15 protein-coding genes and 2 tRNA genes are annotated in these 13,170 nt (G+C 52.2%); 2 read left to right on the top strand and 15 right to left on the bottom strand.

Annotated features, from left to right (window positions below):
• Positions 1–13: 13 nt before the first annotated feature.
• The 4 genes from GOC95_RS04030 to GOC95_RS04045 form a co-directional block, all read right to left on the bottom strand.
• Positions 14–205: a DNA gyrase inhibitor YacG gene (locus tag GOC95_RS04030; RefSeq protein ID WP_275355924.1), complete on the bottom strand. Its 192-nt coding sequence runs from the start codon at positions 203–205 to the stop codon at positions 14–16.
• Positions 202–975, bottom strand: a complete 774-nt coding sequence (gene zapD, locus GOC95_RS04035) for a cell division protein ZapD (protein ID WP_275355925.1) — start codon at positions 973–975, stop codon at positions 202–204. Before zapD ends, GOC95_RS04030 begins: the two co-directional genes overlap by 4 nt.
• Before the next feature lie 69 nt (positions 976–1,044).
• A complete protein-coding gene (gene coaE / locus GOC95_RS04040; protein WP_275355927.1) occupies positions 1,045–1,647 on the bottom strand; it encodes a dephospho-CoA kinase in 603 nt (200 codons plus the stop codon).
• Positions 1,648–1,659: 12 nt separating this feature from the next.
• Entirely contained in the window at positions 1,660–2,532 is an 873-nt protein-coding gene (locus tag GOC95_RS04045) for an A24 family peptidase (protein WP_275355929.1), read from the bottom strand.
• Between the two features lie 214 nt (positions 2,533–2,746).
• Here GOC95_RS04045 and GOC95_RS04050 point away from each other — a divergent pair, with 214 nt between their 5' ends.
• Entirely contained in the window at positions 2,747–3,145 is a 399-nt protein-coding gene (locus GOC95_RS04050) for a hypothetical protein (RefSeq protein WP_194748262.1), read from the top strand.
• A gap of 63 nt (positions 3,146–3,208) precedes the next feature.
• Here GOC95_RS04050 and GOC95_RS04055 read toward each other — a convergent pair whose 3' ends face one another.
• The 7 genes from GOC95_RS04055 to recA form a co-directional block, all read right to left on the bottom strand.
• Positions 3,209–4,138: a polyprenyl synthetase family protein gene (locus GOC95_RS04055; RefSeq protein WP_275356388.1), complete on the bottom strand. Its 930-nt coding sequence runs from the start codon at positions 4,136–4,138 to the stop codon at positions 3,209–3,211.
• Positions 4,139–4,353: 215 nt separating this feature from the next.
• A tRNA-Arg gene (locus GOC95_RS04060) sits at positions 4,354–4,430 on the bottom strand.
• Between the two features lie 120 nt (positions 4,431–4,550).
• Positions 4,551–4,644 (bottom strand) — tRNA-Ser (locus GOC95_RS04065).
• A 157-nt stretch (positions 4,645–4,801) separates the two neighbouring features.
• Positions 4,802–6,031 carry an aspartate kinase gene (locus tag GOC95_RS04070; RefSeq protein WP_194748263.1) on the bottom strand — a complete coding sequence of 410 codons (1,230 nt, stop codon included), beginning with the start codon at positions 6,029–6,031 and terminating at the stop codon, positions 4,802–4,804.
• A 25-nt stretch (positions 6,032–6,056) separates the two neighbouring features.
• Positions 6,057–8,693, bottom strand: coding sequence for an alanine--tRNA ligase (gene alaS / locus GOC95_RS04075; RefSeq protein WP_275355932.1), 2,637 nt, complete (start codon positions 8,691–8,693; stop codon positions 6,057–6,059).
• On the bottom strand, positions 8,683–9,138 hold the full coding sequence (gene recX, locus GOC95_RS04080; protein WP_275355934.1) for a recombination regulator RecX: 456 nt from the start codon (positions 9,136–9,138) through the stop codon (positions 8,683–8,685). The genes alaS and recX overlap by 11 nt, the downstream gene beginning before the upstream one ends.
• Before the next feature lie 83 nt (positions 9,139–9,221).
• On the bottom strand, positions 9,222–10,250 hold the full coding sequence (recA, locus tag GOC95_RS04085; RefSeq protein ID WP_275355935.1) for a recombinase RecA: 1,029 nt from the start codon (positions 10,248–10,250) through the stop codon (positions 9,222–9,224).
• Positions 10,251–10,496: 246 nt separating this feature from the next.
• Here recA and GOC95_RS04090 point away from each other — a divergent pair, with 246 nt between their 5' ends.
• The gene (locus GOC95_RS04090) at positions 10,497–10,859 is read left to right on the top strand and encodes a hypothetical protein (RefSeq protein WP_275355937.1); all 363 of its coding nucleotides are present in this window, start codon (positions 10,497–10,499) and stop codon (positions 10,857–10,859) included.
• A gap of 4 nt (positions 10,860–10,863) precedes the next feature.
• Here the strand turns inward: GOC95_RS04090 and GOC95_RS04095 are convergent, their stop codons facing one another.
• The 4 genes from GOC95_RS04095 to GOC95_RS04110 are packed head-to-tail and all read right to left on the bottom strand — an operon-like array spanning position 10,864 to position 13,144.
• Positions 10,864–11,364: a CinA family protein gene (locus GOC95_RS04095; RefSeq protein WP_275355938.1), complete on the bottom strand. Its 501-nt coding sequence runs from the start codon at positions 11,362–11,364 to the stop codon at positions 10,864–10,866.
• Entirely contained in the window at positions 11,364–11,861 is a 498-nt protein-coding gene (locus tag GOC95_RS04100) for a phosphatidylglycerophosphatase A (RefSeq protein WP_275356389.1), read from the bottom strand. Before GOC95_RS04100 ends, GOC95_RS04095 begins: the two co-directional genes overlap by 1 nt.
• Positions 11,851–12,795 (bottom strand): thiamine-phosphate kinase, encoded by a 945-nt coding sequence (thiL, locus tag GOC95_RS04105; protein ID WP_275355940.1) that lies wholly within the window; start codon positions 12,793–12,795, stop codon positions 11,851–11,853. Before thiL ends, GOC95_RS04100 begins: the two co-directional genes overlap by 11 nt.
• A complete protein-coding gene (locus tag GOC95_RS04110) occupies positions 12,788–13,144 on the bottom strand; it encodes a hypothetical protein (RefSeq protein WP_194748270.1) in 357 nt (118 codons plus the stop codon). Before GOC95_RS04110 ends, thiL begins: the two co-directional genes overlap by 8 nt.
• Between the last annotated feature and the right edge of the window lie 26 nt (positions 13,145–13,170).

Consider the following 13,170-nt stretch of genomic DNA (forward strand, 5'->3'; position numbering starts at 1 on the left):
ATCCAGTCTCAAATTATTCTGGCTCGTATAAGTCTGGCGGCGTGCTATCGGGGATGCGAAATTTTTCCGAAGCCCAATCGCCCAGGTCCATCAGTTTGCAGCGTTCGCTACAAAAAGGCCGGAATGGATTTTTAGGGGAATACTCGGTGGTTTCTCCGCAGGCGGGACAGGCCACCTTGCGCGGTTTGACTACTTCTTGCGTCAATTGTGACTGGCTCCGGTAAAGTTGCAGACGATCATCTTGAACGGGATATCCTGTTCACAGCCTTTGGGGCGTTGCACAAAGTCCAGCTTTTGAAAGCGGATGTTGATCGCATATTTGTTGGCACTGACTTCCGGGAAGCATTCTTCATGGTCAATTTCAATGCGCAACAATTGGGCAGGTTTATGTCCGGAAAGCTGTTGCTGATAGGCGCCATGGTGGGCAACCAGGGATAACACCTGGCCACTGCCACGCAACAACTGCATAATCAGGCTGATGGCTTCGTACATCGGCATCAAGCGGGATAACCACTGCGTAAAATCTTGCTTGCGGCGCTCTACACTCAAATAAAGCCAGTGGCGGTATGAGGGCAAGTCAAACTCGCAGACCCCGCCTGGAATACTGGTCCGCTGCTTGACGCTCATGAGCCAGTCATTGTCGCGCAATGTTTGGCCGAGCTTTTGATGATCGGCTCGCAGGGTGGTGGCGCAACGGTCCAGATTGTTTACGGTGCTTTCGAGCGCCTCTTGGTCGATATTGGGATTATGTTGCAGCAGGGAAAGCTGGACTTTATGACGGTCCAGCTCTTGCAGCAAATCTACCTTGAGATCACCACGATCAATGACATCCAACACTTGCAGCATGGAAATCAGCGCCACATGATGACTGACCTCGTGACCAATGGCAATGTGATGCAGCATCTTGTTGAACAGGTCTTCAAGACGAAGATAGGTTCTGATGCGCTCGTTAAATGGAAATTCGTAGCTCGACACGGCAGCCTTTTCTGTCAGCTGATACTTGAAAAGTATGCAATAAAAGTTTGATTATGAAACCCTTTTAACTCAGAGGCAAGTTTTAGAGAAATTTTTGTGAAATTGCAGCACTTTTTGCTGTAAATCGGCGAGTGTCAGCTGGTTTTCAATCACGGTATCCGCGATCGCCAGCCGCGCCTCTCGCGGACTTTGCGACGCCATGATGGCTTGTGCCATTTCGGCAGAGAGCTGACTGCGTTGCATGACCCGCTGCAATTGCGTCTCCTCATCGCAATCGATCACCAGTACATGATCTATCATGGACCAATCCTCGCGGCTCTCGACCAGTAATGGGATCGCCAGAATCACATACGGATGACTGGCATACTGGGCAATTTGCTGTACGGCCTCAGCACGGATCGCCGGGTGCATGATCTGATTCAGTTGTTCGAGGGCTTCTGGGTGCTCAAACACGTGCGCGCGCAGTGTTGCCCGGCTGAGACGTCCATCTGCCTCAAACATGTGGTCGCCAAAAGCCACCCGCACAGCTTGCATGGCCGGACTACCCGGTTCACTCATTGCGTGCGCTATGTGGTCCAGATCCACCACAGGCACGCCTAAGACAGAAAATGCTGCACACGCCTCGCTTTTACCACTGCCGATACCGCCGGTCACAGCCACCACTTTTGCCATGTGCTGCTCCCGTTAAGGCACTAAATAATAAGTGGCCAGAGTTTGCCCATAAAACAGGGCTGCGATGCCGCCCAGGGCTAAAAAAGGACCAAAAGGAATCGCAGTTTGGCGGGTTTTGCCTTTGAGCAGAATCAAGCCGATGCCGATCACACTACCAACCACCGAGCTCAATAAAATGACCGCGGGCAGCAGTTGCCAGCCGAACCAGGCCCCGATCGCCGCCAGCAGCTTGAAATCACCGTACCCCATGCCCTCTTTACCTGTCACGAGCTTAAATAGCCAGTAGACCGCCCATAACACCAGATAACCGGCCATGGCACCGATCACGGCTGACGAGAGGTCGGTAAACCCATCTTTGAGGTTAAGCAACAGCCCCAGCCACAACAGCGGCAAGGTAATGTCATCAGGCAACAGTTGCGTATCAAAATCAATAAAGGTCAATGCAACCAGCGCAAATACAAATGCCAGTGCAAACAAGGTCAAATGGCTATAGCCATATTGCACAGCCACCGCAACCGATAGGCCGCCGGTCAGCAATTCAACCAACGGATAACGCATTGAAATCGGCGCATGACAGGCTTTACAGCGTCCACGTAAGAATAGATAGCTGATCACAGGAATATTCTCGAGTGCCGTAATCTGGTGTCCGCAATGCGGGCAGGTCGAACGCGGCACCACAAGATTGTATTTGGGTTGATCAGGCACCTCTTGCCCCTGTAAATCCAGGCAACTGGCCTGCCATTCACGCTCCATCATTTTGGGCAGACGATGAATCACTACATTGAGAAAGCTGCCAACCAGCAAACCAAAGACCAGACAGGTGGCTTGCAGGGCATGAGGCTGCGTGCGCAGCAGACTTAAAACAGGTTCAAGGATTTCGTGCATGATGCCGATAACAAAGATAAGGTTGCTGCATCATCTCATCGTTGATGCCCATAGGCAAGGCTGACAAAGTGCAAAACTGCTTTAAAAGCGCATTCTTCTAGCTTGAAAACTGTTTGCAAGTCACCATTTATGTGTAAGATGGTCATGACACAGCAACTTTAGTGGTTTGCGTCTGTGTGAAGTGGCATCTGTTATCTATAGAAGGAAGTTGCCTATGTCTGATCAAATCAAATTTACATCGCCAACCGAAGTTGAGTTGAACGAGGTTGAGCATCCTGCCTGGGATGAGCCAGTGATTTGTCGAGTAGAAGTCGATTTACCTGGATGGCTCACCAAACTGACAGGACAATCACACTGGGAAGTCTACAGTGAAGAAGAAGAGGAAAACTGCGTAAGCTTTGCGATGCGCTCTTCGAATCATCATCGTTTGCAAAAAGCGATGGCGTCAGCAGAGAGCGACCTGCAGGCAGAGGTGACCCTGTATCACAACGGCTATGCCGTCGTCGATGTCAATGGAAAATCCTTGTTTGATGGCGCATTGACCCATGCGACCAACGACTGCGCGCGCCTCAGCTACTACCACATGAGTGGCGAGCCTATCGCCCTGAATTAACCCGGTGTTTGGTTCAGCCGGTATCTTTTAGGTGTTGTCGCCTGCCTGCAAGCAGGCGACACCTTAATGTTGCCGGTTGACCGAAAACTGGGCCAAATCCAGCAAAGCCTGTTTGGCGGGCGTCAGTTCAAAAATGGCCAGTGCTTCACAGGCCTGTTCTGCTTCTTTTTGCGCCACGGCGCGTACATAATCAAATGCCTTCACGGCATGCAAAATCTCCAGCACGGCATCTAGCTGGGTGACCTGCCCTTCTAACAAGGCCTGCTTGACCAAGTCCGCTTTCGCGGTTGGCGCTTGCTGGATGGCATACAACATTGGTAAGGTGACTTTTCCCTCGGCCAGGTCATTGCCCAGGGTTTTTCCAATTTTTTCGCTGTCTCCAGTCAAATCCAGCACATCATCTATGAGCTGAAAGGCCGTGCCCAAGTGCATGCCATACTTGGCCAGTCCCTCTTCTTGCGCGACGCTGGCCTGGCACTGCACTGCTCCCAGACGGGTCGCCGCTTCAAACAGCTTGGCAGTTTTAAAGTGGATGACCTGCAAGTAATCCTGCTCGCTAACGCCGATATTGCGCACATTGAGCAGCTGTAGCACTTCGCCTTCGGAAATCACATTGGTGGCATCGGCCAGGATTTCCATCACACGCATGTTTTGCAGCCTGACCATCATCTGAAAGGAACGTGAATACAGAAAATCGCCGACCAGCACACTGGCAGGATTGCCATACACATGATTGGCGGTAGATTTGCCTCGACGCAGTTCGGAGGCATCAACCACATCATCATGCAATAAAGTGGCTGTATGAATAAATTCGACAATGGCTGCCAGAGCATGGTGGTCTGGTGTTACACGCCCGGCCAGATCAGCGGCCATCAACACCAACGTTGGACGCAAGCGTTTGCCACCACTATGAATGATGTATTCCGAAATTTGATTAATCAGCGGAACTTGGGATGACAAAGACTGGCGAATAACGGCATCCACCTGCTGCATATCGCCTGTAATCCGCGCCAAACAAGCCTGAAGAGACACTGAAACACCAATTAAATGAAAAGCTGAAGCATATCATACCGCCATCATCATCGCTATGTTCAGCGCGTATCAGCGATGTATCAACGCACTGATGAGCTTTAAGATATGTAATGTTGAACAGGGATCAATAAAAGAAAAAAGCCTTGCTTCTCGGAAAGAAACAAGGCTTTTATTTTTGGCGCGCCCGGAGCGATTCGAACGCCCGACCCTTTGGTTCGTAGCCAAATACTCTATCCAACTGAGCTACGGGCGCCAAGGTTTGTTGCTTTGCAACAAAAACAGCATTATAACATAAGTTTCAGCTTTGTGGAGGGGTCCAAGCAACGATGACACCCTAATTTACCAAACCCTTGAATCGTTAAACCCAGGTATTTGGCGGTGAGCGAGGGATTCGAACCCTCGATACAGGTTTAAGCCCGTATGCTTCCTTAGCAGGGAAGTGCCTTCGACCACTCGGCCAGCTCACCTTATTAAAACAATGACGCCTTAATAATACCAACACAGCTGATGCTGTTTTCTTTGCAGTATTGCTACTGCATTGAAGGGCGCCATACTACGTGAAAACCCTTCAAAAATCAACGCAAAAAAGAAGAATGTTTTATTTCTTTATTCGTGCGTTTGCGATTATGCGTTTTCCAGGCCAAACGCCTTATGTAACACGCGCACAGCCAGCTCCATATACTTCTCTTCGATCACCACTGCGATCTTGATTTCACTGGTAGAGATCATTTGAATATTGATGCCCTCTTCAGCCAATGTACGGAACATCTGGCTAGCGATACCCACATGCGAACGCATCCCTACACCTACGACAGACACTTTTGCGATCTTATCGTCACCAGTGACTTCACGCGCCTGGATATGACCTTGAACCTTGTCGCGCAGAATTGTCAGCGCTTTGTTCATTTCGTTTTTATGTACGGTAAAGGTAAAATCTGTTGTGCCGTCTGCGCCCACGTTCTGGATAATCATATCCACATCAATGTTGGCATCGGCAACAGGACCAAGAATCTGATAAGCAATCCCTGGCTTATCAGGCACGCCTGCTACGGTAATTTTCGCCTCATCGCGGTTAAAAGCGATGCCGGAGATAATTGGATCTTCCATGTTTTCCTCATTTTCTTCGAATGTAATCAGCGTGCCGTCACCCTCTTCTTCAAAGCTGGAGAGCACACGTAACTTAACCTTGTATTTGCCAGCAAACTCAACCGAGCGGATTTGCAGTACTTTGGAGCCTTGCGAGGCCAGTTCAAGCATTTCTTCAAAGGTGATTTTTTCCAGCCGGCGCGCTTCTGGCACCACACGCGGGTCAGTGGTATACACACCATCCACATCGGTATAAATCTGGCATTCATCAGCCTTGAGTGCTGCAGCCAACGCTACGCCTGTCGTATCAGAGCCGCCACGGCCCAGCGTGGTGATATTTCCATGGGCATCCACGCCCTGGAAACCGGCGACCACGCAGACATAGCCGTCATCAAGGTCTTGTTTCAGGTTGTGCTGGTCAATGTCCAGAATACGCGCTTTGGTAAACGCATCATCCGTGAGAATTTTCACCTGGGTGCCGGTATAGCTTTTGGCCTTGATACCGAGCTCCATCAATGCCAGAGCGGTCATGCCTATGGTGACCTGCTCACCGGTAGACACCATCACATCCAGCTCGCGCGGATCTGGATCCGGCATGATTTCCTTGGCCAGTGAAATCAGGCGATTGGTTTCACCTGACATGGCTGACACCACGACCACCACTTGATGGCCCATGGCCTTGTAACGTGCCACACGACGCGCCACATTGCGGATACGCTCGGGATTGGCGACTGAGGTGCCACCATATTTTTGTACGATTAATGCCATTATTTTGCTCTGTTAATCAATTGAGTTAATTTAGTTTAGCTTCTGCCCAGGCTTTGACACTCGCCAGTGCCTGTGGCAGATTTGCGGGTTCAGTGCCGCCGGCCATGGCCATGTCTGGCTTGCCACCACCCTTACCACCCACCTGGCCTGCAACATGATTCACCAGCTCGCCCGCCTTGACTTTGCCAGTCAAGTCAGCAGTCACGCCTGCAGCCAGACTGACCTTGCCCTCTGCCACGCTCGCCAAAACAATGACGGCAGATTTGAGTTTATCCTTGAGTTTATCCATGGTCTCGCGCAAGGCATTGGCATCTGCACCGTCTAAGGCAGCAGCCAATACTTTAACGCCATTGACTTCCAGGGCTTGCGTCGCCAGATCGTCGCCTTGTGAAGAGGCGAGTTTGGATTTCAAACGCGCCAACTCTTTTTCGAGTGACTTAACGTGATCCATCACTTGCGCAATTTTGGCTGGGACTTCATGTGCAGGGGCTTTGAGCTCACCTGCCACCTGATTAATCAGCGATTGCTGGGATTGCACCAGCTTCAACGCGCCCTCGCCCGTGGTGGCTTCGACACGGCGTACGCCTGCCGCTACGCCACTCTCGGAGGTAATTTTAAACAGTCCAATATCGCCAGTGCGGCTGACATGGGTACCGCCACACAACTCGCGCGAAGATCCGATATCCAGCACGCGTACTTCATCGCCATATTTCTCGCCAAACAGCATCATGGCGCCCGTTTTTTGCGCAGACTCAATATCCATCAAGCGCGCTTGTGTCGCCGCATTGGCTAAAATCTCGGCATTGACCAACGCTTCTACCCTGGCAATCTCAGCATCAGTCATCGGCGCATTATGCACAAAGTCAAAACGGGTTTTTTCCGTATCGACCAGGCTGCCTTTTTGCTGCACATGCTCACCCAGCACTTCACGCAAGGCCTTGTGCATCAGATGCGTTGCCGAGTGATTACGCATGGTACTGGCGCGCGCCTGCAGATTGACTTTAGCCGCCAACGCATCCCCTACAGACAAAGACCCGGTTTTGAGTACGCCATGATGGCCGAACACGGCTGCCTGAATTTTTTGTGTATCCTCTACGGCAAAAATACCGTTGGCAGACTTGAGCTCTCCGCTATCGCCAATCTGGCCACCGGATTCAGCATAGAACGGTGTATGGTCAAGCACAACCACGCCGAGGTCACCTTCATTCAGTGTTTGTACAGCACTGCCATCTTTATATAACGCCAGGACTTTGGCAGCGGTTTCCAGCTCGTCATAACCGTGGAATGTGGTCGCAGCGCCGTCATATTCAAGATTGAGCGCCATTTTGAACTTGCCCGCCGCACGCGCTTGATCTTTTTGGCGCGCCATGGACGCATCAAAGCCAGCGGTATCCACCGTCACGCCACGTTCGCGGCAGATGTCGGCGGTGAGGTCCAGCGGGAAACCAAAGGTATCGTGCAGCTTAAAGGCGAGATCGCCATTGAACACGGCGGGCTTGGTCGCCAGTTCGGCTTCCAGAATCTGCATGCCGTTCTCTATCGTTTCGAAGAAACGGTCTTCCTCCTGCTTGAGCACCTCCGCAACACGCGCCTGGTTGCTGGTCAACTCAGGGTAAGCCTCACCCATTTCAGCCACCAGATCTGGTACCAGCTTATGGAAGAAAGCAGCACGACAATCTAGTTTGTATCCATGACGAATCGCGCGGCGAATAATGCGGCGCAACACATAGCCACGGCCTTCATTGCCTGGGATCACGCCATCGGCGATCAGGAAGCTACAGGCGCGGATATGGTCAGCCAGAACTTTGAGAGAAGGACTGTCCAAGTCAGCGGTGTTGGTTTCGCGCGCTGCGGCTTTGATTAATGCTTGGAACAAATCAATTTCGTAGTTCGCATGCACGCCTTGCAACACGGCAGAAATACGCTCTAAGCCCATGCCGGTATCGACCGATGGCTTAGGCAACGGATGCATCACCCCCGCTTCATCGCGGTTGAACTGCATGAACACGTTATTCCAAATTTCGATAAAGCGGTCACCATCTTCATCCGGGGAGCCTGGCGGCCCGCCAGGAATATGCGCACCGTGGTCATAGAAAATCTCGGTACAGGGGCCACAAGGACCGGTATCGCCCATCATCCAGAAGTTATCTGAGGCATAACGCGCGCCCTTGTTGTCCCCAATACGAACAATCTTGTCAGCAGGGACGCCCACTTCTTTGTTCCAGATATCGTAGGCTTCATCATCCTCAGCATACACGGTGACCATCAAGCGTTCTTTGGGTAAAGCGTAGACTTCAGTCAACAGTTCCCAGGCAAAGGTAATGGCATCGCGCTTGAAGTAATCCCCAAAACTGAAGTTACCCAGCATCTCGAAGAAGGTATGGTGACGCGCGGTATAGCCCACATTCTCAAGATCGTTGTGCTTACCACCGGCGCGTACACATTTTTGTGCGGTCGCCGCACGCGTATAGGCACGCTTGTCAAAGCCGAGGAACACATCTTTAAACTGGTTCATGCCTGCGTTGGTAAACAGCAAGGTGGGGTCACCATGCGGCACCAGTGAACTAGAAGCTACCACTTGGTGGCCTTTTGAAGCAAAGAAATCCAGGAACGCCTGGCGGATTTGTTTGCTGGAAGGTTTTTGCCCGTACTTAACTGTCATCTTCTGCGTGTCTATTCAAAATGTGTTTAATTACATCAAACGTAAAACCCCGACTCTGTAAGAAGCGGGCCTGTTTTGCCCACTCCTCGCGTGTTATCGGGGCCGCTTTAAATTTTTTGCGCCAGACTTCGCTGGCGCGTGCAACTTCATTGTCCTGCAGGCCTGCAACGGCTTCTGCTATCAAGGTATCGTCTACCCCTTTTTCACGTAGCTCGTTGGCGACACGCGCACTGCCAAATTTGGCTTTACGGGCATGGACCAATTGCTCGGTGAATCTGGCGTCACTCAACCAGCCGCGCTGTTTAAAATCATCCAACAAAGCCGGGAGGTCGTCCGCTTCTTCGGCATAGGCCTTTAGCTTTTGCCCCAACTCCGTGTATGAATACTCACGCTTGGCCAAGTATTCTAAAGCGCGTTGGCGTAAGGTTTTTTCCAGATTAGCCATTGAATTTTAGGCCACAGTGCGTACAGCGCTCAAAGAGAAAAACCAAACGTCAAAAGCGCGCCTCACTCAGGCTCGCAAAAACCTTAATCATCCTCGCCGCGCGCTGAAGGCAGAATATCTGCCAGCACTTTGGCATTGGCGCGAATTTTCGCTTCAATTTCCGCTGCGATTTCTGGATGCTCACGCAAGAACTCTTTGGCGTTTTCTTTGCCTTGGCCGATTTTTTCGCCGTTATAGCTAAACCATGCACCGGCTTTTTCCACCATTTTCAGGTTCACGCCCAACTCAATAATCTCACCCAACCGCGAGATGCCTTCGCCATACATAATGTCAAACTCGGCTTGTTTAAATGGTGGCGCGACTTTGTTTTTAATCACTTTGACTTTGGTTTCGGAGCCAATGACTTCGTCACCTTTCTTGATCGCGCCTGTGCGGCGGATATCCAGTCGCACAGAAGCGTAGAATTTAAGCGCGTTACCGCCGGTTGTCGTTTCCGGGTTGCCAAACATGACACCAATTTTCATCCGAATCTGGTTAATGAAGATGACCAGCGTATTGGTACGTTTGATATTGCCGGTGAGTTTACGCAAGGCTTGTGACATCAAGCGCGCCTGCAAGCCCATGTGGCTGTCGCCCATTTCACCTTCAATCTCAGCGCGTGGCGTCAACGCCGCCACCGAGTCGACCACCACAATATCCACTGAGCCGGAACGCACCAGCATATCGGCTATTTCCAAGGCTTGTTCGCCAGTATCGGGTTGCGAAATCAGCAAATCAGGGACATTCACGCCTAATTTAGAGGCGTATTGCGGGTCTAGCGCATGCTCTGCATCAATAAAAGCAGCGGTGCCGCCTAATTTTTGCATTTCGGCAATCACTTGCAGGGTCAAGGTGGTTTTACCGGAAGACTCCGGGCCATAAATCTCCACAATGCGGCCGCGTGGCAATCCGCCTACGCCGAGTGCGATATCCAGACCCAATGAACCGGTGGAAACGACTTGCAGGTCTTCGCCGATATCAGCATCGCCCATGCGCATAATGGAGCCTTTGCCGAACTGCTTTTCAATTTGAGAGAGTGCGGCGGCGAGCGCTTTGCTTTTGTTGTCATCCATGCTGATTACCTTCTTTTAGCGATAAAATGCGTTGCTTGCACAAACGCGATATAATCCAAACAATAACCTCTAATTATTTCATAAATCGACCATCAGTGAAATGGCGTTGCCATGAATAAATGCCCAGCCATTCTGGCCTGAGGCAATTGCGTAGCTGCATGCGTGAATGGTGCTGTCAACCGCGGCCCGGCAACTGCGTTAAATAGATCAGGGAGCATGCATTTGTTTTCCGCTAGAGGAGCATTTATGAAAGTCTTTAAACTGATTCTGACGTTGGCGCTGGCGAGTATCGCGGCAGTCAGCGCGCAAGCACAAGATAACTGGTCGGTGGGCGTGGTGGTAGGCAACCCTTACCCACCCGCTTACTACGCGCCGCCTGCCGTGGTTTATGCACCGCCGCCAGTGGTCATTTACCCACATCCACAAAGCCGTTACTACTATAGCCCCCCTACAGTGACCTATTCCGCACCAGTACCACCACCAGGTCCCGGGTTTATTCAGTTCTCTTATGGCAATGGTGGCTACGGCGGTTACAACTATGGCCCGCGCAACTACTATGGTGGCGGATGGGGACGTGGTCACCACCACCATCATCACCACGACGATTAATTGATCACACTTCTGACGTCACGCTACATAACAGGGCCGTCAATAAATAACCGGCGGCCTGTTCACGTATCTGCTGGCGATCGCCGGTAAAATACTGGGTGTGCACCAGCACATGAGGCGGTCCAGGTTGCCGGGTGGCCCAGGCAAAACATACCATCCCCACCGGCTTGTAAGCAGACCCACCGCCCGGCCCGGCAATGCCAGTCACCGCACCACTGATATTCGCCAAACTGTGTTCTAACGCGCCGACGGCCATGGCCTGTGCCACCGCTTCGCTGACCGCTCCATGTTCGTCTATTAGCACCGCCGGGACGCCCAACATGTCGGTTTTGGCGGCATTGCTGTAGGTAACAAAACCACGGTCAAACCAGGCTGAGCTTCCGGCAACGGCCGTCATCGATTGTGCAATCAGGCCACCAGTACAAGACTCGGCCAGCGCCAATTGCCACCCTCTGGCCTGCAAGGCCTGCCCCAGGCTTGCACTGAGTTCCAGCATGGTGGGCATTACATTATCCCTTGTAACCATTGCAGTACCACTATTGCCATGAACGCGGCCAGCACATCATCCAGCATGACCCCCAGGCCGCCTTTCACGCGCTGATCCACCCAGCTGATCGGAAACGGCTTCCAGATATCAAACAGCCGAAACAGTGCAAATGCAGCCGCTCCCCAGCCTAACCCCGAGGGGACTGTGACCAAAACCGCAGCCATGGCCACAACTTCATCCCAGACAATCGCACCGTGGTCACTGACCCCGAGCGCACGTCCGGTAAACGCGCAGCACCAGACGCCCAGCAAGAAAAGTGCGGCCAAAGCAAGCCATTGCTGGGTTAAAGGTAAATGCATCAACAGCCAGTACAAGGGAAAGCCCAGCAGCGTGCCCACGGTACCAGGTGCTTTGGGTGACAAACCCGTGCCCAGACCCAAACTCAGACAATGCAGCGGGTGTGACCACAGCAGCCGCCAACTCGGTAACGATGACTGACTATGCTTAGCCAAAATGCTGATATCCTTTCTTTGCAATATCCAGAGGCACGTTGCCGTTCAGCACGGTTAAACCGGGGCTGGCAGTGGTTTTACCAATGCGACTCAGCGGCAGATTCAATTGCTGCGACAGGGCCAGCAGCGCCTCCCGGTGCTGGGGAGCGGCAGTAAAACATAATTCATAATCATCCCCGCCTGCCAGCACGGCTTGCTGCAGTGCCTCTTCACCCAATGGCGTTTGCAGTCGTGGCAGCGGCAAAGCGCGCCAATCCATTTCAGCGCCAACCCTGGAGGCCTGCAACATATGGCCCAAATCGGCCAGCAAACCATCCGAAATATCGAGTGCAGCGCTTGCCATGCCACGCAAGGCCAAGCCCAGACGCACTCTTGGCTGCGGATGATGCATGGCAGTGGCGAGCATCACAATATCATCGGCATGCAGAGGCAGATGCCCTAAACGGTGTTGTAGCCATAGTGCCGCCTGCCCTAAACAACCACTGACCCAGATATCCTCGCCTGCCTTAGCACCATTACGTTGCAAGGCCTGGCCACGAGGCACTTCGCCCAGGATATTGATGGCAATATTAAGTGGGCCGCGGGTGGTATCGCCGCCGATCAAAGCAACACCAAAGGCATCCGCACAGGCAAACAGGCCGTCACTGAATTGGCGTAACCACGGATGATCCACCTCGGGCAATGCGATGGACAGCGTGGCCCATTTAGGCTCGGCTCCCATCGCCGCCATATCACTGATATTCACTGCCATCGACTTCCAGCCAATGGCAAAGGGCTGTGCCTCGGCAAAAAAATGTGTGCCTGAAACCGACATATCGGCCGAAACCGCCAATTGATAGCCTGGACGCACGCTAACCAGCGCAGCGTCATCCCCTACCCCCAGATCAACCGCTGCTTGCCTGGTGAAATATTGGGCAATCAGATCAAATTCAGCCACGGCGATGCTGCCACCAGCGCAGACACAAGATGACAACGCCCCATGCCAGCAAGATACCCACGCTATCAGCCAGCCAGTCATAGACGCTGGGCTGACGGGTCACGGTGAGCAGCCCCTGTAGCACCTCCATGAGACCGCCATAAATCAACAAGCCGAGCATCAGCCATTGTTGCCGGGCGGGATAGGCCAATCCTGCCCAAAAAGTGACACCGCCAAACGCGACGATGTGCTGTATCTTGTCCAGATAAGGAAAGCGCTGCTCGGCAGGCGCCATTTCTATCAGCAACAGGTAAGTCAGTAGTGCCAAGCAGGCAATAAAGATGATTTTGGCAATCAGAGAAAAACGCATGGGTATCCTGAATGAAGATGAAGAGA

The organism is Methylophilus sp. YYY-1 (genome assembly GCF_029132825.1).
GTDB classification, from domain to species: domain Bacteria; phylum Pseudomonadota; class Gammaproteobacteria; order Burkholderiales; family Methylophilaceae; genus Methylophilus; species Methylophilus glucosoxydans.